Source organism: Anaerosacchariphilus polymeriproducens (assembly GCF_003363435.1).
GTDB lineage: Bacteria > Bacillota > Clostridia > Lachnospirales > Lachnospiraceae > Anaerosacchariphilus > Anaerosacchariphilus polymeriproducens.
In genome coordinates this window covers 39,194-63,117 of record NZ_QRCT01000051.1, presented here as the reverse complement: position 1 = coordinate 63,117, position 23,924 = coordinate 39,194, and the positions used below count along the sequence as shown (strand labels likewise).

Below are 23,924 nucleotides of genomic sequence, written 5' to 3'. Positions count from 1 at the left end.
GGAGCTGCAATAGATGCCAGAAGTAGCAAACAATGAAAGTTATCAACCAATGACATTTGATTCGATTAAAATAGGCTTAGCATCACCTGAAAAAATTCGTGAGTGGTCTAGAGGTGAAGTGAAAAAGCCGGAAACCATTAATTATAGAACATTAAAGCCTGAAAAAGGCGGCTTGTTCTGTGAAAAGATTTTTGGGCCCAGCAAAGATTGGGAGTGTCATTGTGGAAAGTATAAAAAAATCAGATATAAAGGTGTTGTCTGCGACAGATGTGGAGTAGAAGTCACCAAAGCCAGTGTGCGAAGAGAACGTATGGGGCACATTGAGTTAGCAGCACCAGTATCTCATATCTGGTATTTTAAAGGAATTCCAAGCAGAATGGGGCTGATTTTGGATTTGTCCCCTAGAACGTTGGAAAAAATTCTTTATTTTGCATCTTATATTGTACTGGATTCAGGTGAGACCGAATTACAATATAAGCAAGTATTATCAGAAAAAGAATACCAGGAGGCACGTGAAAAATACGGAAGCAGATTCCGTGTAGGAATGGGTGCTGAGGCAATACAGGAATTATTACAAAATATTGATTTAGAAAAAGATGTACGCGAGTTAAAGACCGGTCTAAAAGATGCGACAGGACAAAAGAGAGCAAGAATCATTAAAAGGCTTGAGGTAGTAGAAGCATTCCGCGGTTCCGGAAACAAACCGGAATGGATGATTATGTCAGTTGTACCTGTTATCCCTCCGGATTTGCGACCGATGGTACAGTTAGATGGAGGACGATTTGCGACTTCTGATCTGAATGACTTATATAGAAGAATCATCAACCGCAATAATCGTCTTAGAAGATTATTAGAGTTAGGTGCTCCTGATATTATTGTACGTAACGAGAAAAGAATGTTACAGGAAGCAGTAGATGCTTTGATTGATAACGGCAGACGTGGAAGACCTGTTACAGGACCGGGTAATCGTGCACTTAAGTCATTATCCGATATGTTAAAAGGTAAATCCGGACGTTTCCGTCAGAATTTACTAGGAAAACGTGTTGATTATTCTGGACGTTCTGTTATTGTAGTAGGACCGGAATTAAAAATTTATCAGTGTGGTCTTCCAAAAGAAATGGCGATTGAATTATTTAAGCCGTTTGTTATGAAAGAATTGGTAGGAAATGGTACGGCTCATAATATTAAGAGTGCTAAGAAAATGGTAGAAAGACTTCAACCGGAAGTTTGGGATGTCTTAGAAGAAGTAATCAAAGAACATCCGGTTATGTTGAACCGTGCTCCTACATTGCATAGACTAGGTATTCAAGCATTTGAGCCAATCTTGGTAGAAGGTAAGGCAATCAAGCTTCATCCATTGGTTTGTACTGCTTATAATGCCGATTTTGATGGGGATCAGATGGCTGTCCATTTACCTCTGTCAGTAGAAGCACAGGCAGAATGTAGATTTTTATTACTATCTCCAAACAATCTTTTGAAACCTTCCGATGGTGGTCCAGTTGCGGTTCCTTCACAGGATATGGTACTTGGTATATACTATTTAACACAAGAAAGACCTGGAGCCAAAGGAGAAGGAAAAATATTCAAAAGTATCAACGAAGCAATTTTGGCTTATGAAAATGGAGAGGTTACACTTCATTCCAGGATTAAAGTACGTATGACTAGACCAACCCCAGATGGGACAATGGTTACAGGGAATGTAGAATCTACATTAGGACGTTTTATCTTTAATGAGATTCTTTCACAGGATTTAGGATTTGTAGATAGAAGTGATCCTGAAAATGTATTTAAATTAGAAGTAGATTTTCATGTAGGTAAAAAAGGATTAAAACAAATTCTGGAAAAAGTAATTAACACACATGGGTCAACTAAAACAGCAGAAGTCCTTGATGATATCAAAGCAATGGGCTATAAATATTCTACTCGTGCAGCAATGACAGTATCAATTTCAGATATGACTGTTCCGGAAAAGAAACCTGAGCTTATCTCCAAGGCACAGGAAACTGTAGATAAGATTACCAAAAACTTTAAGCGTGGTCTGATTACCGAAGATGAAAGATACAAAGAAGTAGTTCAGACTTGGAAAGAAACGGATGATGAGCTAACAGAGGCATTGCTTTCAGGGCTTGATAAATATAATAATATTTATATGATGGCTGATTCAGGCGCCCGTGGTTCGGATAAACAGATTAAACAGTTGGCTGGTATGCGTGGATTGATGGCAGATACAACTGGTAGAACAATTGAGTTGCCTATTAAATCAAATTTCCGTGAAGGTCTTGATGTATTGGAATACTTCATGTCTGCTCATGGTGCTCGTAAAGGTCTTTCTGATACTGCATTGCGTACAGCCGATTCTGGTTACCTGACCAGACGTTTGGTAGATGTTTCACAAGAATTGATTATTCGTGAAACTGATTGTTGTGAAGGTAAAGATGAAATTCCGGGAATGTATGTAACTGCATTTATGGATGGAAATGAAGAGATTGAAAGCTTACAAGAAAGAATTACAGGAAGATATTCTTGTGAAGATATTTGTGATGCTGATGGTAATATTATAGTTAAGGCAAATCATATGATTACACCAAAACGTGCAGCAGATGTTGTTAACAGAGGTGTAGATAAAGATGGAAAAACGATTCAGGCAGTTAAGATTCGGACGATTCTTACTTGTAAATCACATAGTGTATGTGCAAAATGTTATGGAGCCAATATGGCAACAGGAGAACCGGTTCAAGTGGGTGAAGCAGTTGGAATTATTGCTGCTCAGTCAATCGGTGAGCCTGGTACACAGCTTACTATGCGTACCTTCCATACCGGAGGTGTTGCCGGTGATGATATTACCCAAGGTCTTCCTCGTGTCGAAGAACTTTTTGAAGCAAGAAAGCCGAAAGGACTTGCTATTATTACTGAATTTGGCGGCGTAGCAAATATAAAAGATACTAAGAAGAAACGTGAAATTATTGTTACCAACAATGAAACCGGTGAGGCGAAGACATATCTGATACCTTATGGTTCCAGAATTAAGGTCCAAGATGGGCAAGCATTGGAAGCGGGGGATGAGCTTACCGAAGGTAGTGTAAATCCACATGATATCTTAGGTATTAAAGGTGTCCGCGCTGTACAGGATTATATGATACAAGAAGTTCAAAGAGTGTATCGTTTACAAGGTGTTGAAATCAATGATAAACATATTGAAGTGATTGTTCGTCAAATGTTAAAGAAAATTAAAATCGAAAATAACGGTGATACTGATTTCTTGCCAGGTACATTAGTTGATGTACTGGAATTTGATGAAATGAATGAAAAGTTAATGGAAGAAGGAAAAGAACCTGCAGAAGGAAAACAGGTTATGTTAGGTATTACCAAAGCTTCTCTTGCAACGAATTCATTCCTTTCAGCTGCATCTTTCCAAGAAACGACAAAAGTACTTACGGAAGCAGCAATCAAAGGAAAAGAGGATCCGTTAATTGGATTAAAAGAAAATGTTATCATAGGTAAATTGATTCCTGCCGGTACAGGTATGAAGCGTTATCGCTCAGTTAAATTAGATACAGACTATAATAATGATGATGTTCTAGAAATAGAAGAAGATTGGGACGATATCGTGGATAATATGGATTTTGCAGAAGAAGATTCAAATACAGAAACATTACAAGAATTAAATACAGTAGAAATAGAATAAAACAAAAAGAACGGCGAGTATTCGTCGTTCTTTTTATTTATGCATATACTATGATTGCCGTAAGAAAAAGTTAAGAAAATCAAAAAAAAGATTGTGGTAGAATATACGAAAGGAGGTGAATTAGTTGCAATTATGTAAAATAAGTATTTTAGTATTACTTTGTGTAATATCATTAAGTTCATGTAAGCAAAATGATATCAGTGATACTCAAAATTCTGTACAACAAAAGAAGTCAAGTGATGTGACAAACAATGAAGAACTGAAAGAAGACAATGAGATGGTTGCTGCTAATTTCAAAATTGGTAAAGAAGAATTGATTACAAAAATTGAAAGTAGTTCTAAATTCAAAAAATCAACAGATACAAATGAAACATGTATAAAATATATATACAGAGATGGTAACGTGGAGTTGGATTTGCTTCAAAAAGATAATACCGATAATTTCAACACATTAAGCATCATTGATAGAAATTCTAAAGAACAAAATTATAAGATTGTGTATAAAGATCTTCTTGGTTTTCTGGGCATTTCAGCAAATGTGGAAGAATTAGAAAAAATTGGAGAAGAACAAGTACAAGTTAGTGATGTTTGGGTAAAATGTTATTCTGAAGCAAACGAAAAGACTATCATAATCAATAGTTATCAAGAATAGGAGGACTTTATATGTTATTTAGAAAATGTGTTGCAGGAGTAGGCATAGTTGCATGTTTATCTACTATGATAGTATCTACAGCTTTAGCTGATAGAGAGGTGAAATTTTATAATATCAGTGTAAGTGGTCATAGAGCGGAAGATACAGGTGAGGCTTTGAAGTATCATCATGGCAGGGATACATATGGAAAATTCAGAATCTCTTTAGACAGTTCTTCACAACAAAATGGTACGAAGGTGAGTGCTGTTATGCATAACTCAAATCATGAAAGCAGAGGAAGCGGAACTGTTAGTCTTGGAAATACTGCAGCGATTAGCAATACTGGTACAAAGGGTTATTATTATCATCTAAACCTTCAGTATACAAATATTTTAGTTGGAAGTGGTGTGATTACAGGATATTGGAGTCCGGATGAACCACATTAATAAATAAAATAGATTTGTAAGCGATCAGAAGAACTTTTGTTTCTTCTGATTGCTTTAAGATTAGGAAAAGGTTGGACGAATATAATGGATGAGTTAAATAAATATAGAATAGTGAATCGATATAGAATAATAATAGTTTTTGTTTTTTTGTCAGGGCTGTTTATTTCGTGGTTCTTAAAGAGCGGCATGTATGAATATACAATAGGATTTGATAAAAATGCATCAGATATAGTTGGAAGAGCAGAAGAAGTACAGAATTCATTAATTAACCAAGTTTTGAATTTATTTAACTATGTTACAAGTGCAGGAGACTTTATATCCTTTGTGTTGCCAGTATTGGCATCAGCGCTTGTAATACTGTTTATTAAGGAAAAAAGTGGTTTGTTTTTCTTTAAATACGTAAGAAATGTAAGTTATAGGAAAAATATAATAAGCAATATTCTAATACAAAGTAGTTATTCGGGAATCACTTTTTTTATGGCTTATTTCTGCTTTTTTATAGTAGGAATTATTTTATGTAAAACAGCTCCCGAAGTAAATGTAGAGGCTTTTGACTTGGCCTTTGGACAAGGTTTTTCAATTGGTGAGTTAGCATGGATTGGGTATCTAATTGAAGGTGTTATAAAATGTTTCATATTTCCATTTATATATACTTTTTTTGCATGTAGTTTATCATTAATTTGTAAAAAGACTTATCAATGTATTATTATACCGACAATATATTATTTTTTTCTTACTATTATTATATCGATAGGATTAGGTCATGTTGATTGGTCCCCGGCCTATCCAATCGTTTCTTTGACTGTAGCGGGAACTATCATACAGAGTGTTATTCCTTTAGTGTTTCCTTTGATTTTGTCAATAGGATTGATTCTTTATTCTTATGCGGAAGGAAATAAATTATAATGAAAATTGTTAAATTTCTTATTACAGTACTGTTTTTTGTTATATTTATAATTACATATCCGCTTTGCAATTATTATGCTGACAGTTCTTTTACCTGTTTGATGATTTATATTATGTATGTTACGCTTACGCAATATGACATGAAAATGAATCAAATGTTTTTTTTGAGATTAAAAAATAAAAGAAATGCATTATATTATTATATAAAGGGGAGAAGTAAAAATACATTAATATATTTGGCAATAGTGAATATGATTTTTTGGATTTATATGAAATTATGTGGTGTTACATTTACATCAGGTGATAACTTGCGTTTTATTTGCTTTAATTTAATTAATCTCTTCTTATTGTCGGTCTTTTATTATCTGTGGATTTTAAAATACGGAACTGCTATCGCCAATTTAATATATATTTTTATAATTGTCACTTGTTTTATTTTTTCATTTATATATACTCCAATAAGAAAATTTTCATTTCTGATATTTGCTTTTCAAGAAAATAAAGCAATCAATGTAATATGCACCTATATAGTTATATCAGCAATATTATTTAGTCAATTGAGGAATATGAAACGTGTTGAGGTTAAGATATGAAAATGATATTAAGAACTTTAGGATTTCCATTTCTTCTTATTATTACAGAACTACTTATGTGTTTTATGACTTATACAAATTATAGATCAACAAATAAAATTAGTTTTACATTTTTAATTAAATCAATATTTTTATATACAAATAAAAATGATTATTTATTTGCAAATGTAGATTGGCTGTTATACTTAGGGCTTTTTAGCTGCTTTCTATTAAGTTTATTTTATTTAGGAATTAGGATGTATGGAGCAACAAAAAAATATAGAAGTTTAATCATAATGAGATATGTATCTAGTGAAAAGTTTATTTTATCGTGGAAAAGAAAAGGCGCTTTTTCGGCTGTTATAACTACAGTAATTATTATGATTGTACCTATCCTGGGGTATTTTAAATTAGAATACGGTTTCAATTTTCCATTAAATGAGCAAATTAAATATATTTTTTTGACTATAAATATCTTCTTATTTTTATTCTTATGTGTAAGTATCAATATCTTTTGTATAATAAGATGGAATGACGTGATAGCTATCATAATATTGGTAACCATCATAACATTTATCTTGAGTTTTGATATTGCAATAGAAAACATTAGTCTTCTGACTTATGGAAGTGTTAAGCATTTAATCTTTGGCACATTTGTGTTTAGCATATTAATAGTTATAATGAAGATAATTCTGGCAAGAGGTATCAAAAAATACGATTTACTATAATGCAGTGAGGTGTATGTATGAAGACGATAATAAGAGTTGAAAATGCGACAAAAAAATTTAAAAATATTAAAGTATTTAGTGATTTAAATTTAGAAATAGAAAAGGGAAAAAGTTATGGGTTTGTTGGATATAATGGGTGTGGAAAAAGTGTATTATTTAAATGCATCTGCGGTTTAGCGAAATTAAATAAAGGAGCCATTTATTATCAAGATAAATTAATTGGAAAAGAGCAAGATTTTATAAGTGATGCCGGAGTAGTGATTGAGGCGCCGGAATTTTTAAATGATTTGTCAGGATTTAAGAATCTTAAAGTTATTGCAAACATTAAGAAGTTAATATCTGATCATGATATTAATGAAGCGCTTAAGCTTTTAGGATTATTTGAATACAGAGATGTAAAGGTTGGAAAGTACTCATTAGGTATGAAACAAAAATTAAGACTAGTACAAGCGTTAATGGAAAAGCCACAAATACTTATTCTTGATGAACCAATGAACGGACTGGATAAGAGTTCGGTCGAAAAAGTTAGAGGAATACTTAAAAAATACATAGATGAGGGCGGGACTTTGTTGCTTACCAGTCATAATAGAGATGATATCGATATTTTATGTGAAAAAGTTTATGAGTTTGATGACCAGCAACTGAAATTAGAAAAAGGATAAATATATTTGGTAAAAATATTGAAAAATGGAATTATATAGTATAAAATTGTTTATACTATGTACAATAAATAGGCGGGAGGTGTAGAAATGGCAATGGAGACAATACAGGTAGTCCGCCAGGCTGAACAAGAAGCGGCTGCAAAAGAGAAAGAGGCGATAAAAGAGAGCGAAGCGATTATTCAAAGAGCTGAGAGTGAAGCAGAAGAATTAATTGTCACAATGAAAACAAATGCACAGAAGAACGCTGAGAAAGAACTGCAGGCAGCAAAAGAGCAGAGTGAAAAGCTGTTACAAAGTTCCGATGAAAAAGCAGAACAAGAAATTGAGCAGTTAAAAAAAATAGTAGCGAGTCGTGAAAGTGAGGCGATTTCATTAGTTCTTTCTGAAATTATTTAGTTCGATATAATATGACTTATTAAACTTTGAAAGGAGGTGGATGTAATGGCGGTGTTAGAGATGCAACGAATTAGAATATGTGCACTAAAAAAGAACCGAAAACATATTTTAGAGCTTTTGCAGAGAGAAGGCATGATAGAGGTCTGTGATATCATCCATGAGGACGATACATTTCACAAAATGGATGTGTCTTTACCAGCTGATCTTTTGAGAAAAGGGACTTCTCTTGCGAAGGATGCTATTGACATTTTGGATAAGTATAATCCGGAGAACAAATCTGGTTCTAATATGTTGAAAGGCAGGAAAGAGGTTAGTACTTCTGTCTATGATTCTTTTGCAAAAAAAAGAGATTCTGTAATGAAAAAATGCAATCGCATTGTTCAACTGGATAAAATAATTGCTGAAAGCAAAGCAGAGATAACGAAATTAAATACACAGTCAGAAATATTACAGCCTTGGTTGAACTTAGATATACCGATTGACTTTAAAGGTACAAAGTATACCAGAAGTTTTGTTGGTACGCTGCCCAATTTATGGAAGTTAGATGAGATTTATCAGGAATTGGCGGAAGAGATGCCTCTAAATGTTGATATTATAAGTTCTTCAAAAGAACAAACTTGCATTTTTGTTTTGTGTATCAAAGATAAGCAAGAGGCTGTGTCTGATAAACTTAGGTCAATTGGTTTTTCATATCCGGGACTTACCGATGCAAAAAATCCTTCCCAGAAGATGGAACAACTGCAGTCAGAGATTCAGAAAAATCAAAAGACAATTGAAGACTGCATGAATGAGTTGAAAGATTTGGGATCGATAAGAGAAGATATTTGTTTTCTACAAGATTATGAATCTATGAGGCTAGAAAAATATAATGTATTAGGCCGCTTATTACAAACAAGCAAGGTTTTTATTTTGACAGGATATATTCCCAAAAAAGAAGCCAATAACTTAGAAAGTAAGCTTAATCAAAGATTTGAGCTGTCGGTAGAATTTGAAGATCCGGATGAAAGTGAGGATACACCGGTACTCTTAGAAAATAATGGTTTTTCCAGACCAATTCAGGATACCATAGAAGGATTTAGTCCACCTGGTAAATATGAAATAGATCCAACAATGATAACATCTCTTTTTTATTATGTATTATATGGACTTATGCTATCAGATGCAGGTTATGGGTTGATTATTACATCAGCATGTGGTCTGTTGTTGGTGAAATTCAGAACCACAATAGAAGAAACAACTAAGAATTTCTTAAAGATGTTTTTGTTCTGTGGTATATCTACAATTTTCTGGGGTATTGTTTTCGGAAGTTACTTTGGTGATATGGTAGATGTAGTTTCGAATACATTTTTTGGTGAAAAAATAACGATTCAACCATTATGGTTTTTCCCTGTTAAGAAACCAATGCAGATGTTATTGTTTTCAATGGCGCTTGGAATCGTTCATTTATTTACAGGGTTAGGTATGAAATGTTATCAGTGCCTTAGACAGAAAGATTATAAAGCAATTTTGTACGATGTACTCCTTTGGTATGTATTACTTGGAAGTTCAGTTGTTTATTTACTTACAATGAAAATGTTTGTTGATATTGTAGGCTTAACATTTATATTACCTGCTTCTGTAGCTAAGGTTTCAGGTGTTTTGGCAATGATATCAGCATTAGGTATTATTTTGACCAACGGCAGAGAATCTAAGAACCCATTCAAGCGAATTTTGAAAGGACTTTATGCATTATATGGAATTACAGGCTATCTAAGTGATGTTTTATCTTATTCAAGGCTATTAGCTCTTGGTCTTGCAACAGGTGTTATCTGTACGGTAATTAACAAAATGGCAGCAATGGCAGCAGTTGGAGCGATTGGTCCAATCATATTTATTATTATTGTACTGTTAGGACATACCTTAAATATTGGAATAAATGCATTGGGAGCGTATGTTCATACGACCCGTTTACAATATGTTGAATTTTTTGGAAAGTTTTATGAAGGGGGAGGACGTAAGTTCGAGCCTTTTGACACAAATACAAAATATTATAAGTTTAAGGAGAAGATGGAAAATGGATAATTACGGAATTGTTTTTGCATTGGCTGGAGCTATTCTGGCCGCTTTATTATCAGGAATTGGATCAGCAAAAGGTGTTGGAATGGGAGGAGAAGCTGCAGCAGGTGTTATTACAGAAGATCCTTCAAAATTTGGTAAAGTTCTGATCCTTCAATTATTACCAGGTACGCAGGGAATTTATGGATTGTTGATCGCATTTATTACTTTGTCACAGATTGGTGTGTTAGGCGGAAAGTCTGATATGAGTCTTGCAGTAGGATTGTTATACTTCGGTGCTTGTATGCCAATGGCTTTTGTCGGATACTATTCAGCTGTAAAACAGGCACGTGCTTCCGTGGCTAGTATTGCTGTAGTAGCTAAAAAACCGGACCAATTCGGTAAGGCGATGATTTTCTCTGCAATGGTTGAAACTTATGCAATCTTAGCACTACTTATCTCAGTTTTGGCAATAGTAGGAATTGGAAGTTTAAACATATAACAGTTAGGAGAGTCCGTTATGACTGGATTAGAAAATATTATTAAGCATATAGAGGAGGACGCGGCTGCTTTAGCTGAAGAGAAAATTTCACAAGCAAAAAGGAGAGCGGATCAAATACTTCTTGATGCACGTACAGAAGGAGAAAGACAAGTAAAGAATATAGAAGAAATGACCAAGGCAGAAGTAAATATATGTTTGAGCCGGGGTGAATCTGTTGCAGCATTGAATATAAGAAAAAAAATTCTTAGTGCAAAGCAGCAGATGATAGAAGATATTCTCAAAAAGGCTAAAGTGTTATTAATTAATATGAGTGACGAGGAATATTTTAACGTACTTCTTAAGATGTTATTAAAGTATGCTCAGAAGATGCCGGGTGATATTATATTTTCAGAAGCAGATAAGAAACGCCTCCCTAAAAAATTTGATAAAAAAATAAAAGAAGCATTATCCAATATTCCAGGTGCTTCTTTAAATATTTCAAATAGCGAAAGAAAAATAGATGGTGGTTTTATTTTAGTTTATGAAGGAATAGAGGAAAATTGTACGTTTGACGCGTTAATTTTAGAAAACCGCGAAGTTCTTCAGGATAAAATCAGTAAACTGCTCTTTGAGCAAAATACAGCTTAGAAAGGAAGGGTGATTATATGTCCCAAGAACAATACATTTATGCAGTTGCGCGTATACGTTCTAAGGAATTAGCACTTTTAGATAAGTCGGTATTTGAGCAGCTTTTATCTTGTAAGGATTATAAGGAGTGTCTCCGAATCCTGGCAGAAAAAGGATGGGGAACTTCTGCGGATGAAACGGCTGAAGAAATTTTGCTTTCAGAGAGAGAAAAAACATGGACACTGATGAGAGAACTTGTTGAGGATATGTCTGTATTTGATACTTTTTTATATGAAATAGATTTTCATAATTTAAAAGCGGCTATCAAGCAAGTTTATACAAGCCATGAGTTCGATAATATATATTTAAATAATGGAATTATAGAAGTTGAAACAATATATGATGCCATAAAAAATCATGACTTTTCAGAACTGCCGGAATATATGCAGAAAAGTGCAGAAGAAGCATATGATATTCAAATGCATACGGGAGATGGACAGTTGTGTGATGTTATTCTTGATAAAGCAACCTTAGATACGATTTATAAAAAAGGGAAAGAAACTGGCAATAGTCTATTTTCAGAGTATGCAGAATTAAGAGTAGTAATTGCTGATATCAATATCGCAATTCGTGGAGCAAAGACCGGAAAAGGTCTTGAATTTTATGAAAAGGCCTTGGCAGAATGTGACAGCCTTGATATAAAACAATTGACAGAAGCCGCATTGACAGGTGTAGAGGAAATTTACGAATATCTGAAGACTACAGTTTATGCCGATGCAGTCGAAGTGATTGAGGAATCTCCTTCATCGTTTGAAAGATGGTGCGATAATCTTATAATAAAGCATATTCAGCCACAAAAGTATAATCCGGTTTCGATATCGCCATTAGCGGCATATATTTTAGCACGTGAAAATGAAATTAAGTCGGTAAGAATTTTGCTTTCTGGTAAGCTTAATAATCTTTCAGAAAGTGTTATTCGAGAAAGATTGAGGGATATGTATGTATAGAATTGCAGTATTAGGTGACCGCGACAGTATATATGGATTTGCAGCCCTTGGTATGGCTACGTATCCGGTAAATAGTGCAGATGAAGCAGCGAAAAGATTAAAGAAGCTTGCAGAAGATAAATTTGCAGTAATTTATGTTACAGAGGCGGTTCAGGCACAAATTGAGTCAGAAATTGACCGATATCGTACAGTGCAGATACCGGCAATTATCCCCATACCGGGAGTTTCCGGGAATACAGGAATGGGTATGCGGAATGTAAAGACTTCTGTGGAACAGGCAGTTGGCTCAGATATTATTTTTAATAACGAAAATAAATAAAGCAGGTGATTAGAAAATGAGCAAAGGTACCATTAAAAAAGTGGCAGGCCCATTGGTCATTGCAGAAGGCATGCATGACGCAAATATGTTCGATGTTGTGCGTGTAAGTGAGCAACGATTAATTGGTGAAATAATAGAAATCCACGGAGACAGGGCATCTGTACAAGTATATGAAGAGACTTCAGGTCTGGGTCCGGGTACGCCAGTAGAATCTACAGGTGCACCACTTAGTGTTGAACTTGGACCTGGGTTAATAGGAAGTATATTTGACGGAATCCAACGTCCGCTGGAAGAAATCTTAAATCAAACAGGAGACCGTTTGACGAGGGGGATTGAAATTCCCTCATTGAGTAGAGAGAAAAAGTGGAATTTTGTGCCGACAGTTAAAGTTGGCGATTTGGTAGAAGAAGCAGATATCATTGGTACAGTAAAAGAGACTCCGATCATAACACAAAGAATTATGATTCCCAATGGAATAAGGGGAGTGATAAAGTCTATTTCTGAAGGAGAATACACGATTACGGATACTGTAGCAGTGGTTGAAACAGAGGCAGGACAATCAGTAGAAATTACAATGATGCAAAAATGGCCAGTACGTGTTGGTCGTCCATATAAAGAAAAACTGTCACCGGATATGCCATTGGTAACAGGACAAAGAGTTATAGATACGCTGTTTCCAATAGCAAAAGGCGGAGTTGCGGCAGTGCCCGGTCCTTTTGGAAGTGGAAAAACAGTTGTACAGCATCAGCTTGCGAAATGGTCAGAGGCAGATATCGTGGTTTATATAGGTTGTGGAGAGCGTGGAAATGAAATGACAGATGTTTTGAACGAATTCCCAGAACTTAAAGATCCAAAAACCGGTTATTCACTTATGCAGAGGACTGTATTGATTGCAAATACATCAGATATGCCGGTTGCTGCACGTGAAGCTTCTATCTACGTTGGTATAACAATTGCAGAATATTTCCGAGATATGGGTTATTCTGTTGCGCTTATGGCAGACTCTACATCCAGATGGGCAGAGGCATTACGAGAAATGTCAGGAAGATTAGAGGAAATGCCTGGTGAAGAAGGATATCCGGCTTACCTCGGAAGCCGTTTGGCGCAATTTTATGAACGTGCCGGAAGGGTTATTTCTTTAGGAAAAGAAGGAAGAGAAGGTGCTCTTTCCGTTATCGGAGCAGTTTCACCACCCGGAGGTGATATTTCAGAACCAGTGTCTCAGGCAACTTTGAGAATTGTAAAAGTGTTCTGGAGTTTGGATTCGAACTTGGCTTATAGACGTCATTTCCCGGCAATTAACTGGTTGAGCAGTTATTCGCTTTATGTAGATAACATGGGAAAATGGTTCAATAATAGTATCAATGAAAAATGGATGGATTTAAGAGCAAGAATTATGCATCTGTTACACGATGAATCAGAGCTGGATGAAATTGTAAAGCTTGTAGGTATGGATGCATTATCAGCTCCTGACCGTATAAAATTAGAAGCAGCCCGCTCAATTCGAGAAGACTTTTTACATCAGGATGCATTTCATGAAGTAGATACGTATTCTCCATTAGAGAAGCAGTTTATGATGATGGAATTAGTGTTAAGTTTCTATGATACCACTTTGCAGGCGCTGGAACAAGGCGCAGATATCAATGAGTTGGTAAAACTTCCGGTCAGAGAAAGAATTGGACGTTTTAAATATGTTGATACGAACGATGTGAAAGGTGAGTATCAAACAATTTTAGAAAGCTTACATCGTGAGACTAGTCAATTATTACAGAAGGAGGAATCCTAATGCCAAAAGAATATAGAACCATTCAAGAGGTAGCAGGACCTCTTATGCTTGTGAATGGAGTAGAGAATGTCTCCTATAATGAACTGGCTGAGATAGAATTGGTCAGCGGAGAGAAAAGACGTTGTAAAGTATTGGAAATAGATGGAGAAAATGCACTGGTACAGTTATTTGAAAGTGCGACAGGAATCAATCTTTCTAATAGTAAGATCAGGTTTTTAGGAAGAAGTATGGAACTTGGTGTATCAGAAGATATGTTGAGCCGTGTGTTTGATGGTCTTGGGCGTCCGATAGATAAAGGTCCTGAGATACTTCCGGAAAAAAGAATGGATGTTAATGGAATACCAATGAATCCGGCAGCCAGAAATTATCCCCAGGAGTTTATTCAAACAGGAGTATCCGCAATTGATGGATTGAATACACTAGTACGTGGACAAAAGCTACCTATATTCTCAGCAAGTGGATTGCCACATGCTGAACTTGCAGCACAAATTGCAAGACAGGCAAAAGTACGTGGAACAGAAGAGCCATTTGCGGTTGTCTTTGCAGCAATGGGTATTACATTCGAAGAAGCCAATTTCTTTATGGAAAGTTTCCGAGAAACAGGGGCGATAGATCGAAGTGTCATGTTTATAAATCTTGCAAACGATCCGGCTGTTGAACGTATTGCAACTCCGCGTATGGCGTTGACAGCAGCTGAATATTTAGCATTTGAAAAAGATATGCATGTTTTGGTTATTCTAACTGATATCACGAACTATGCGGACTCTTTGCGTGAAGTATCCGCTGCCCGTAAAGAAGTTCCTGGTAGAAGAGGTTATCCTGGTTATATGTATACAGATTTGGCTTCTCTTTATGAACGTGCAGGACGCTTGAAAGGCAAAAAAGGCAGTATTACCATGATACCAATTTTAACAATGCCGGAAGACGATAAAACACATCCGATTCCTGACTTGACAGGATATATCACGGAAGGTCAGATTATACTTAGCCGTGAGTTATACCGACAAAATTTGAAACCTCCAATTGACGTACTTCCTTCTCTTTCTCGTTTGAAAGATAAAGGAATTGGTGAAGGCAAAACGCGTGCAGATCATGCGAACACTATGAATCAGCTGTTCTCGGCGTATGCAAGAGGAAAAGAAGCAAAAGAACTGATGGTGGTTTTAGGAGAAGCAGCGCTTACAGATATCGATAAAATTTATGCAAAGTTCTCAGATGCATTTGAAAAAGAATATGTTTCTCAGGGCTATATGACAAATCGGAATATTGAAGAAACATTGGCGCAGGGCTGGAAACTGTTATCTATTTTGCCAAGAACAGAATTAAAGAGAATCAAAGATACATTTTTGGATCAATACTATGGTAAATAAACAGATAGTGTGTACATGTTACCAAAGGGAGGTGTGATTTTTGGCCAAGACACATGTAAATCCTACACGTATGGAATTGACCCGTCTTAAGAAAAAACTAGTTACAGCAGTTAGAGGACATAAACTCCTGAAAGATAAACGGGATGAGCTTATGCGTCAATTTTTAGAGCTGGTCCGTGAGAATAAAGAGCTTAGGGAAAAAGTAGAGGCTGGAATTCATGCGGCAAACAAGAATTTTGTTTTAGCCCGTGCCGGTATGACAGACGAGATATTAAACGTAGCTTTGCTGTCACCAAAACAAGAAGTTTATCTTGATGTCGGGACCAAAAACGTAATGAGTGTAGATATTCCGGTCTTTGATTACAAAACCAAAACACCGGATAGCAATGATATTTTTTCTTATGGTTTTGCATTTACCTCCAGTGATTTAGATGATTCCATTCAATCATTACAAGATATTTTTCCAAGTATGCTTCGTTTGGCAGAATGTGAAAAAGCCTGCCAGTTGTTAGCTGCTGAGATAGAAAAGACTAGAAGAAGAGTAAATGCACTAGAACACGTAATGATTCCTGAATTGAGAGAAAATATTAAATATATTATTATGAAGTTAGATGAAAACGAACGTAGTACTCAGATCAGGTTAATGAAAATTAAAGATATGATGCTCGAGGAGGCTCATCATTATAGCCAAAGGGAAAGAGCATAAGTGAAGTAAAATTAAAAAGCAGAGGGTAATCTTCTGCTTTTTTGTGTTTGCGCAACAGGGGCGCGCTCTAACGGGTGCCAAAAAACGAAATGACTTGACTTAAGAGCTACCCATGTTATAATTTAAGGGTATATTTTCACAGAGCAAATAACAGAGAAAGGATGACAAGCTATGAAAGATTTAAAAGGTAGTAAAACAGAAGCAAATTTAAGGGCAGCATTTTCAGGAGAATCTGAAGCAAGAAATAAGTATACTTATTTTGCATCCAAGGCAAAGAAAGATGGATATGTACAAATAGCTTCTTTATTTGAAGAAACTGCTAATAATGAAAAAGAACATGCTAAGATATGGTTCAAGCTTTTAGATGGTATTGGCTCCACCTCTGATAATTTAAAAAGAGCTGCAGAAGGTGAGAATTATGAATGGACCGATATGTATGCTAATTTTGCAAAAGAAGCACGTGAAGAAGGTTTTGAAGATATTGCAGATTTGTTTGAAGGAGTTGCCAGGATTGAAAAAGAACATGAAGAAAGATATAGAAAACTACTGGCTAATGTCGAAGGTGATTTAGTATTTTCCAAGGATGAAGAAATTATTTGGCAATGTTCAAATTGTGGACATATTCAAATTGGGAAGAAAGCACCTGAAGTCTGTCCGGTATGTAACCATCCGCAGAGTTATTTCCAAGAAAAAGCGGAGAACTATTAATTTTATTTCAGGGCTAAGAGGAGGAATTTATGAATAGTAATGCTTTTCGTAATATATCATATGGAGTATATGTAATATCTACTTGGGACAATGAGCGTCCGACCGGTTGTATTGCAAATAGTAGTATGCAGATCACATCGGATCCGGCTACGATAGCTGTTAGTATTAATCATGCGAATTTTACAAATCAGTGTATTGAAAAGTCAGGACGTTTCGCGGTATCTATCTTAGCAGAGACTTCAGATCCTTCAATTATCGGGACATTTGGTTTTCAATCAGGAAAAGATGTGAATAAATTTGACTCTGTTAATTATGAAGTGAAAGGAGATATGCCAATAGTCACAGAAGCTTGTGCTTATATTACTTGTGAAGTAGTAAACAAAATGGAAACGGATACTCACACAGTGTTTTTAGGAAAAGTACAAGATGCTGATGTGCTTTCGCAAGAGAGCCCTATGACATATTCCTATTATCATAAAGTTATTCGTGGTAAGAGTCCCAAGAATGCTCCAACTTACATTCCGGATGAAAAGCAGGAAGAAACGATGGAAGAAACGAAGGAAGCCAAGTATGTCTGCAGTGTATGCGGATATGTCTATTCAGGAGATATCCCCTTTGAAGAATTACCCGAAGATTATACTTGTCCGATCTGTGGGAAACCCAAATCAGTATTTGTCAAACAAGTATAAAAATAACAGGAATATATTATAATAGATAGCATCATTACTTTTAATAAGTGGTGATGCTTATTTTATTGGGAATTGCACTGTAAATTTCAACTGACGACTAATTCATAAGATTAAGCCTTGACAGTACATCCAATTGAATATATAATATCTTAGTGTGCATGCAAATGCATTTTGTTAAATCATGGGATTTTTATCTTATGAATCTATTTAAAATACAGGAGGTGAAAAGAATGCCAACATTTAACCAGTTAGTAAGAAAAGGACGTCAAACATCTGTAAAGAAATCTACAGCTCCAGCTCTTCAAAAGGGTTTCAACTCTTTAAGAAAAAAAGCTACAGATACATCTGCTCCACAAAAGAGAGGTGTTTGTACAGCTGTTAAAACAGCAACTCCTAAAAAACCTAACTCAGCGCTTAGAAAAATTGCCAGAGTGCGTCTGTCAAACGGAATTGAAGTGACAAGTTACATTCCCGGAGAAGGTCACAACTTACAGGAACATAGTGTTGTATTGATCAGAGGTGGTAGGGTAAAAGATTTACCAGGTACAAGATACCACATCATCAGAGGAACATTAGATACTGCAGGTGTTGCCAATAGAAAACAAGCTCGTTCAAAATACGGCGCTAAGAGACCAAAAGCTGCAAAATAGAAAATAGTTCAATTAAGTAAAGTTTATTTACTTAAGTAAGTATCACAAACAGAACTACTATATGGTTAGTGTTGAGAGATTCATTCACTTTGAAATATTCAGCACGAAACACACGTAGAAAGACACATGTGAGTACCTATGAATTAATTAAACTTGTATCATACAAGTAGAAAAGTGATTAAGGAGGGAAGGACCGTGCCACGTAAAGGACATACTCAAAAAAGAGATGTATTAGCAGATCCAATATACAATAACAAAGTGGTTACTAAACTTATCAACAACATTATGTTAGATGGTAAGAGAGGAATTGCTCAAAAGATTGTATATGGAGCTTTTGATAGAGTTGCTGAAAAAGCTGATAAGCCAGCAATCGAAATATTTGAAGAAGCTATGAATAATATTATGCCAGTACTTGAGGTAAAAGCAAGACGTATCGGTGGAGCTACTTATCAGGTACCTATCGAAGTTAGACCTGATAGACGCCAAGCGTTAGCACTTCGCTGGCTTACATTGTATTCTCGTAAAAGAGGAGAAAAAACAATGGAAGAAAGATTAGCAAACGAAATCTTAGATGCAGCCAATAATACAGGCGCATCAGTTAAGAAAAAAGAAGATATGCATAAGATGGCAGAAGCAAATAAAGCATTTGCTCATTATAGATTTTAATTTTTGAAGGAGGAAATCCCTTGGCTGGAAGAGAATATCCATTAGAGAGAACCAGAAACATTGGTATAATGGCTCATATTGATGCTGGTAAAACAACATTGACGGAGCGTATTCTATATTATACTGGTGTTAATTATAAAATTGGTGATACTCATGAAGGAACTGCTACCATGGACTGGATGGAGCAGGAACAAGAAAGAGGAATCACAATTACTTCAGCCGCTACAACATGTCGTTGGACAATGCAGCATGAAGCGAAAGCCAATCCGGATGCTGAAGAACATCGTATCAATATTATTGATACTCCAGGACACGTTGACTTTACAGTTGAAGTTGAGCGTTCATTACGTGTACTTGATGGTGCAGTAGGTGTATTTTGTGCCAAAGGAGGCGTTGAACCTCAATCTGAAAATGTATGGCGTCAGGCGGACACTTATAATGTACCAAGAATGGCATTTATCAATAAAATGGACATTTTAGGTGCAGATTTCTACGGGGCAGTAGAACAAATCAAATCCAGATTAGGTAAAAATGCAATCGTACTTCAATTACCAATTGGTAAAGAAGATGATTTTAAAGGTATTATTGATTTATTTGAAATGAAAGCGTACATCTACAATGATGACAAAGGCGATGATATCGATGTTGTAGAGATACCGGATGATATGAAAGAAGACGCTGAATTATATAGAACAGAGTTAGTTGAAAAGATCTGTGAATTAGATGATGATTTAATGATGGCTTACCTTGAAGGAGAAGAGCCTTCAGAAGAAGAATTGAAAGCAGGCTTAAGAAAAGGTACATGTGAATGTACAGCGATACCTGTTTGCTGCGGTTCAGCATATAGAAATAAAGGTGTTCAAAAACTTTTGAATGCTATTCTTGAGTTTATGCCGGCTCCAACAGATATCGAGGCTATTAAAGGTATCGATGAAGATGGAAATGAAGTTGAAAGACATTCTTCAGATGATGAACCGTTTTCTGCTTTGGCATTTAAGATTATGGCAGATCCATTTGTTGGTAAATTAGCATTCTTTAGAGTTTACTCTGGTACATTGAATTCAGGTTCCTATGTATTGAATGCAACAAAAGGCAAAAAGGAACGTGTAGGCCGTATCTTACAGATGCATGCAAATAAAAGAGAAGAATTAGACAAAGTATATGCAGGTGATATTGCAGCAGCAGTAGGGTTTAAATTAACTACTACCGGAGATACGATTTGTGATGAAAAAGCACCGGTTATTCTTGAATCCATGGAATTCCCGGAACCGGTTATTGAATTAGCGATAGAGCCAAAGACAAAAGCTGGTCAAGGAAAAATGGGTGAGGCTCTTGCAAAACTTGCAGAAGAAGATCCTACATTTAGAGCACATACAGATCAAGAGACTGGACAAACAATTATTGCCGGAATGGGTGAGCTTCATCTTGAAATTATTGTAGACAGACTTTTACGTGAGTTCAAAGTAGAAGCGAATGTAGGGGCTCCTCAGGTTGCTTACAAAGAAACCTTTACAAAAACAGTTGAAGTCGACAGTAAATATGCAAAACAATCTGGTGGTCGTGGACAATACGGACACTGTAAAGTACGATTTGAGCCAATGGATGCAAATGCTGAAGAAACATTCAGATTTGAATCCCAAGTTGTTGGTGGAGCTATTCCAAAAGAATATATCCCGGCAGTTGGTGAAGGTATTGAGGAAGCATCAAAAGCAGGTATACTTGCAGGATTCCCGGTACTTGGTATCAAAGCCACTGTTTATGATGGTTCTTACCATGAAGTCGATTCAAGTGAAATGGCATTCCATATTGCAGGTTCTTTAGCGTTTAAAGATGCTATGTCAAAAGGTTCACCTGTATTATTAGAGCCAATCATGAGAGTTGAAGTGACAATGCCTGAAGAATATATGGGCGATGTTATTGGAGATATCAATGGCCGTCGTGGACGTATTGAAGGTATGGATGACATTGGTGGAGGAAAAATGGTAAGAGGTTTTGTTCCATTATCCGAAATGTTTGGTTATTCAACAGACTTACGTTCAAAAACACAAGGACGTGGTAACTACTCTATGTTCTTTGAAAAATATGAGCAGGTACCAAAATCAGTCCAAGATAAAATCATTAATTCAAAAGATAAATAGTTTAATATTAATGCTTCCTGAACTTGGGTCTGGGAAGCCAAAAAATAAAAATTAGGCTTGAAAATATGAAAAATATGAAATATAATTTTAATAGCCTATAACCAAGAAAAACCAATAAAAAAGAAAGCCTAAGGGCGCATGGAATAAGGAGGACGTTTTAAAATGGCTAAAGCTAAATTTGAAAGAAGTAAACCACATTGTAATATCGGAACCATTGGTCACGTAGATCATGGTAAAACGACATTAACAGCTGCTATTACAAAGACACTTAATACTAGATTGGGTACAGGTGAAGCAGTTGCATTCGAAAATATTGATAAAGCTCCAGAAGAAAGAGAAAGAGGTATTACAATCTCTACAGCTCACGTTGAATATGAAACAGAAAATAGACATTATGCACACGTTGACTGTCCAGGCCATGCTGACTATGTTAAAAACATGATCACAGGTGCTGCTCAAATGGATGGTGCTATCCTTGTTGTAGCTGCTACAGATGGTGTTATGGCTCAGACAAAAGAACATATCTTACTTTCACGTCAGGTAGGTGTTCCTTACATCGTAGTATTTATGAACAAATGTGATATGGTAGATGATGAAGAACTTCTTGAATTAGTAGAAATGGAAATCAGAGATTTATTATCTGAATATAGTTTCCCAGGAGATGATACTCCAGTTATTCAAGGTTCTGCATTAAAAGCTCTTGAAGATCCAAGCAGCGAATGGGGAGATAAAATCCTTGAACTTATGGCTGCAGTTGATTCATGGGTTCCAGATCCACAACGTGCTACAGATCAACCATTCTTAATGCCAATCGAAGACGTATTCACAATCACAGGCCGTGGTACTGTTGCTACTGGTAGAGTTGAACGTGGTGTGATTCATGTAAATGAAGAAGTTGAAATCGTTGGTATTAAAGAAGAAAATCGTAAAACTGTATGTACAGGTATCGAAATGTTCCGTAAACTTCTTGATGAAGGTCAAGCAGGTGATAACATTGGTGCACTTCTTCGTGGTGTTCAAAGAACAGATATCGAAAGAGGTCAAGTTATTGTAAAACCAGGTTCAATAACATGTCATACAAAATTTACAGCTCAAGTTTATGTATTAACAAAAGATGAAGGTGGACGTCATACTCCTTTCTTCAATAACTATAGACCACAATTCTACTTCAGAACAACTGACGTTACAGGTGTTTGTAATTTACCAGAAGGTACAGAAATGTGTATGCCTGGAGATAATGTAGAAATGACAATTGAATTAATTCATCCAATTGCTATGGAACAAGGTTTAACATTTGCTATTCGTGAAGGTGGACGTACTGTAGGTTCAGGACGTGTTGCAACAATTATCGAGTAATATTTTTCAGTAAATTCAAGGGCTTCCGAGATTTCTCGGGGGCCCTTTTTTGGGTGTGTCTAGAGTTATTAGATTTATCATGTCTTTAAATATATTATAATACTTTCTTTTTCCTAATGGTCTTATGACATGAGCTTCCTTTCTTTCTAGTTTAACAAGGGTGAGATAAAATATTATTGAGTTGGTTTAAGTAGAAAAATGTAAAATTATGGTATAAGGTAATATGAAAATTGTGACGATATACCAAATAGCAGAAGCAGAAACAGACTTCTGGCGTTAGGAGGACTTATTAAAGAATAGTGTGAGATTTTAATAATAGGAGGGATTAACAAGTGTCAATTACGATTAAAGCTAATAAAAATTCAATTATTGCACCAGAATTTTCTAAAAACAAAGAAGGGCTTGGTACTTCGAAATCAATAGATGCAAGAAGATTGAATATGGGTTCTGATGTAAATAATCAGATTAACAGAAAAAGAGTAAATGCCAGAAAACAGGCAATGCAACTGATTAGTGAAGCTTGGGGAAGGGATGAAAAAGCGGTCGCCAATCTTGATAATATGAGTACACAAAAGTCACAGATGTACGAAGAAATTCGCAATCTTATATCTAAGATAAAAGACATAGATGATACAAAAAAAGTATTGAGACAAGAGTATGGTGTTACTGCTGATGCCCAGGAGCAGAAGGACTTAGAGTTGATAGAAAAATATCAAAATAATAAAAATGGTTCATCTTTTGATTCATTTTCTGAGGAAGAAATTAGCAGATTAAAAGAGCTGCAGGATACACCTCTTACTAAATATCAGCGTGCAGTACTTGAGGTAAATAATACCAAAGGAACGCTTAATAAAGAAATTAGTAAAAGACAGAACGAAATTATTGGACTTACAAAATCTATAACAGATGCAAAACTAGAACAATTAAAATCAAATGATATGCTTAAAGCATCGGATGCAGCGGATGAGATAGTAACAGCCACTGAAAAGGAAATCTTTGGAATGCTAATGCAGGTGGGTAAAGACGCTATTGATGAAAAGGTAGAAGGAGAGAGGGAGAAAGCTGAAAAAACTTATGAGAAGCGCGAAGAGGAAGAAGAACGGATAGAAGATGCCAGGGAACGAAGAAAAGTGCAGAAAGAATTGATAGATGGAGCAGTAGAAGCTGACAGACTAGAGAATGGTGTATCTTTAAAAAGACAGTCAAATACTCAGGTTGCGGAGGCTCAGAAAAACATTCAAAAAATTCTTAAAGACAATAACATGGTTAATGAAGATATAAAAGGTATTGAAATCGATTTAAATTTCTAAATACATTTGCAAGTATTTAAGATAAAGATTATAAAGTTTATATCCAAATGA

General features: G+C 35.6%; 22 protein-coding genes. All 22 read left to right on the top strand.

Translation table 11 applies throughout. The annotated features are described in order from the left end of the window. Positions 1–13: 13 nt before the first annotated feature. Positions 14–3,685, top strand: a complete 3,672-nt coding sequence (gene rpoC, locus DWV06_RS17750) for a DNA-directed RNA polymerase subunit beta' (RefSeq protein WP_115483560.1) — start codon at positions 14–16, stop codon at positions 3,683–3,685. 124 nt (positions 3,686–3,809) lie between these two features. Beyond that, positions 3,810–4,337: a hypothetical protein gene (locus DWV06_RS17745; RefSeq protein WP_115483559.1), complete on the top strand. Its 528-nt coding sequence runs from the start codon at positions 3,810–3,812 to the stop codon at positions 4,335–4,337. An 11-nt stretch (positions 4,338–4,348) separates the two neighbouring features. Further along, positions 4,349–4,762 carry a hypothetical protein gene (locus DWV06_RS17740; RefSeq protein WP_115483558.1) on the top strand — a complete coding sequence of 138 codons (414 nt, stop codon included), beginning with the start codon at positions 4,349–4,351 and terminating at the stop codon, positions 4,760–4,762. A gap of 84 nt (positions 4,763–4,846) precedes the next feature. Beyond that, the gene (locus DWV06_RS17735; protein WP_147289882.1) at positions 4,847–5,668 is read left to right on the top strand and encodes a hypothetical protein; all 822 of its coding nucleotides are present in this window, start codon (positions 4,847–4,849) and stop codon (positions 5,666–5,668) included. Positions 5,669–6,257: 589 nt separating this feature from the next. Then, positions 6,258–6,968, top strand: a complete 711-nt coding sequence (locus DWV06_RS17725; protein ID WP_115483555.1) for a hypothetical protein — start codon at positions 6,258–6,260, stop codon at positions 6,966–6,968. A gap of 17 nt (positions 6,969–6,985) precedes the next feature. After that, entirely contained in the window at positions 6,986–7,630 is a 645-nt protein-coding gene (locus DWV06_RS17720; protein WP_115483554.1) for an ATP-binding cassette domain-containing protein, read from the top strand. Between the two features lie 87 nt (positions 7,631–7,717). Continuing rightward, positions 7,718–8,026 carry a hypothetical protein gene (locus DWV06_RS17715; protein WP_115483553.1) on the top strand — a complete coding sequence of 103 codons (309 nt, stop codon included), beginning with the start codon at positions 7,718–7,720 and terminating at the stop codon, positions 8,024–8,026. Positions 8,027–8,071: 45 nt separating this feature from the next. Further along, positions 8,072–10,087: a V-type ATP synthase subunit I gene (locus tag DWV06_RS17710; protein ID WP_235828999.1), complete on the top strand. Its 2,016-nt coding sequence runs from the start codon at positions 8,072–8,074 to the stop codon at positions 10,085–10,087. After that, the gene (locus tag DWV06_RS17705) at positions 10,080–10,562 is read left to right on the top strand and encodes a V-type ATP synthase subunit K (protein WP_115483552.1); all 483 of its coding nucleotides are present in this window, start codon (positions 10,080–10,082) and stop codon (positions 10,560–10,562) included. The genes DWV06_RS17710 and DWV06_RS17705 overlap by 8 nt, the downstream gene beginning before the upstream one ends. Positions 10,563–10,580: 18 nt before the next feature. Then, entirely contained in the window at positions 10,581–11,189 is a 609-nt protein-coding gene (locus DWV06_RS17700; RefSeq protein ID WP_115483551.1) for a V-type ATP synthase subunit E, read from the top strand. Between the two features lie 17 nt (positions 11,190–11,206). Next, complete coding sequence (locus tag DWV06_RS17695; protein ID WP_115483550.1) at positions 11,207–12,175, top strand: V-type ATPase subunit; 969 nt, start codon at positions 11,207–11,209, stop codon at positions 12,173–12,175. Then, complete coding sequence (locus DWV06_RS17690; RefSeq protein WP_115483549.1) at positions 12,168–12,494, top strand: V-type ATP synthase subunit F; 327 nt, start codon at positions 12,168–12,170, stop codon at positions 12,492–12,494. Before DWV06_RS17695 ends, DWV06_RS17690 begins: the two co-directional genes overlap by 8 nt. Positions 12,495–12,510: 16 nt before the next feature. Beyond that, positions 12,511–14,280, top strand: coding sequence for a V-type ATP synthase subunit A (locus DWV06_RS17685; protein ID WP_115483548.1), 1,770 nt, complete (start codon positions 12,511–12,513; stop codon positions 14,278–14,280). Further along, entirely contained in the window at positions 14,280–15,650 is a 1,371-nt protein-coding gene (locus tag DWV06_RS17680) for a V-type ATP synthase subunit B (RefSeq protein ID WP_115483547.1), read from the top strand. Before DWV06_RS17685 ends, DWV06_RS17680 begins: the two co-directional genes overlap by 1 nt. A 40-nt stretch (positions 15,651–15,690) precedes the next feature. Beyond that, the gene (locus DWV06_RS17675) at positions 15,691–16,356 is read left to right on the top strand and encodes a V-type ATP synthase subunit D (RefSeq protein WP_115483546.1); all 666 of its coding nucleotides are present in this window, start codon (positions 15,691–15,693) and stop codon (positions 16,354–16,356) included. Positions 16,357–16,527: 171 nt separating this feature from the next. After that, positions 16,528–17,064 carry a rubrerythrin gene (rbr, locus tag DWV06_RS17670; protein ID WP_115483545.1) on the top strand — a complete coding sequence of 179 codons (537 nt, stop codon included), beginning with the start codon at positions 16,528–16,530 and terminating at the stop codon, positions 17,062–17,064. Positions 17,065–17,093: 29 nt separating this feature from the next. Further along, the gene (locus DWV06_RS17665) at positions 17,094–17,753 is read left to right on the top strand and encodes a flavin reductase (protein ID WP_115483544.1); all 660 of its coding nucleotides are present in this window, start codon (positions 17,094–17,096) and stop codon (positions 17,751–17,753) included. Positions 17,754–17,983: 230 nt separating this feature from the next. Next, positions 17,984–18,403 (top strand): 30S ribosomal protein S12, encoded by a 420-nt coding sequence (rpsL, locus tag DWV06_RS17660; protein WP_115483543.1) that lies wholly within the window; start codon positions 17,984–17,986, stop codon positions 18,401–18,403. A 195-nt stretch (positions 18,404–18,598) separates the two neighbouring features. Further along, a complete protein-coding gene (rpsG, locus tag DWV06_RS17655) occupies positions 18,599–19,069 on the top strand; it encodes a 30S ribosomal protein S7 (protein ID WP_193726040.1) in 471 nt (156 codons plus the stop codon). A gap of 20 nt (positions 19,070–19,089) precedes the next feature. Continuing rightward, positions 19,090–21,207 (top strand): elongation factor G, encoded by a 2,118-nt coding sequence (gene fusA, locus DWV06_RS17650; RefSeq protein ID WP_115483542.1) that lies wholly within the window; start codon positions 19,090–19,092, stop codon positions 21,205–21,207. A 162-nt stretch (positions 21,208–21,369) separates the two neighbouring features. After that, positions 21,370–22,563 (top strand): elongation factor Tu, encoded by a 1,194-nt coding sequence (tuf, locus tag DWV06_RS17645; protein WP_115483541.1) that lies wholly within the window; start codon positions 21,370–21,372, stop codon positions 22,561–22,563. Between the two features lie 332 nt (positions 22,564–22,895). Next, complete coding sequence (locus DWV06_RS17640) at positions 22,896–23,873, top strand: hypothetical protein (protein WP_115483540.1); 978 nt, start codon at positions 22,896–22,898, stop codon at positions 23,871–23,873. Positions 23,874–23,924: the final 51 nt, after the last annotated feature.

What these genes read in the sequence shown, in the direction of transcription:
- DWV06_RS17715 (WP_115483553.1), top strand. Translation starts at nt 7,718, where the DNA reads ATGGCAATGGAGACAATACAGGTAGTCCGCCAGGCTGAACAAGAAGCG.
- DWV06_RS17710 (WP_235828999.1), top strand. Translation starts at nt 8,072, where the DNA reads ATGGCGGTGTTAGAGATGCAACGAATTAGAATATGTGCACTAAAAAAG.
- DWV06_RS17725 (WP_115483555.1), top strand. Translation starts at nt 6,258, where the DNA reads ATGAAAATGATATTAAGAACTTTAGGATTTCCATTTCTTCTTATTATT.
- DWV06_RS17705 (WP_115483552.1), top strand. Translation starts at nt 10,080, where the DNA reads ATGGATAATTACGGAATTGTTTTTGCATTGGCTGGAGCTATTCTGGCC.
- tuf (WP_115483541.1), top strand. Translation starts at nt 21,370, where the DNA reads ATGGCTAAAGCTAAATTTGAAAGAAGTAAACCACATTGTAATATCGGA.
- DWV06_RS17695 (WP_115483550.1), top strand. Translation starts at nt 11,207, where the DNA reads ATGTCCCAAGAACAATACATTTATGCAGTTGCGCGTATACGTTCTAAG.
- rpsL (WP_115483543.1), top strand. Translation starts at nt 17,984, where the DNA reads ATGCCAACATTTAACCAGTTAGTAAGAAAAGGACGTCAAACATCTGTA.
- rpoC (WP_115483560.1), top strand. Translation starts at nt 14, where the DNA reads ATGCCAGAAGTAGCAAACAATGAAAGTTATCAACCAATGACATTTGAT.
- DWV06_RS17720 (WP_115483554.1), top strand. Translation starts at nt 6,986, where the DNA reads ATGAAGACGATAATAAGAGTTGAAAATGCGACAAAAAAATTTAAAAAT.
- DWV06_RS17690 (WP_115483549.1), top strand. Translation starts at nt 12,168, where the DNA reads ATGTATAGAATTGCAGTATTAGGTGACCGCGACAGTATATATGGATTT.
- DWV06_RS17685 (WP_115483548.1), top strand. Translation starts at nt 12,511, where the DNA reads ATGAGCAAAGGTACCATTAAAAAAGTGGCAGGCCCATTGGTCATTGCA.
- DWV06_RS17740 (WP_115483558.1), top strand. Translation starts at nt 4,349, where the DNA reads ATGTTATTTAGAAAATGTGTTGCAGGAGTAGGCATAGTTGCATGTTTA.
- DWV06_RS17680 (WP_115483547.1), top strand. Translation starts at nt 14,280, where the DNA reads ATGCCAAAAGAATATAGAACCATTCAAGAGGTAGCAGGACCTCTTATG.
- DWV06_RS17665 (WP_115483544.1), top strand. Translation starts at nt 17,094, where the DNA reads ATGAATAGTAATGCTTTTCGTAATATATCATATGGAGTATATGTAATA.
- DWV06_RS17700 (WP_115483551.1), top strand. Translation starts at nt 10,581, where the DNA reads ATGACTGGATTAGAAAATATTATTAAGCATATAGAGGAGGACGCGGCT.
- rbr (WP_115483545.1), top strand. Translation starts at nt 16,528, where the DNA reads ATGAAAGATTTAAAAGGTAGTAAAACAGAAGCAAATTTAAGGGCAGCA.
- DWV06_RS17735 (WP_147289882.1), top strand. Translation starts at nt 4,847, where the DNA reads ATGGATGAGTTAAATAAATATAGAATAGTGAATCGATATAGAATAATA.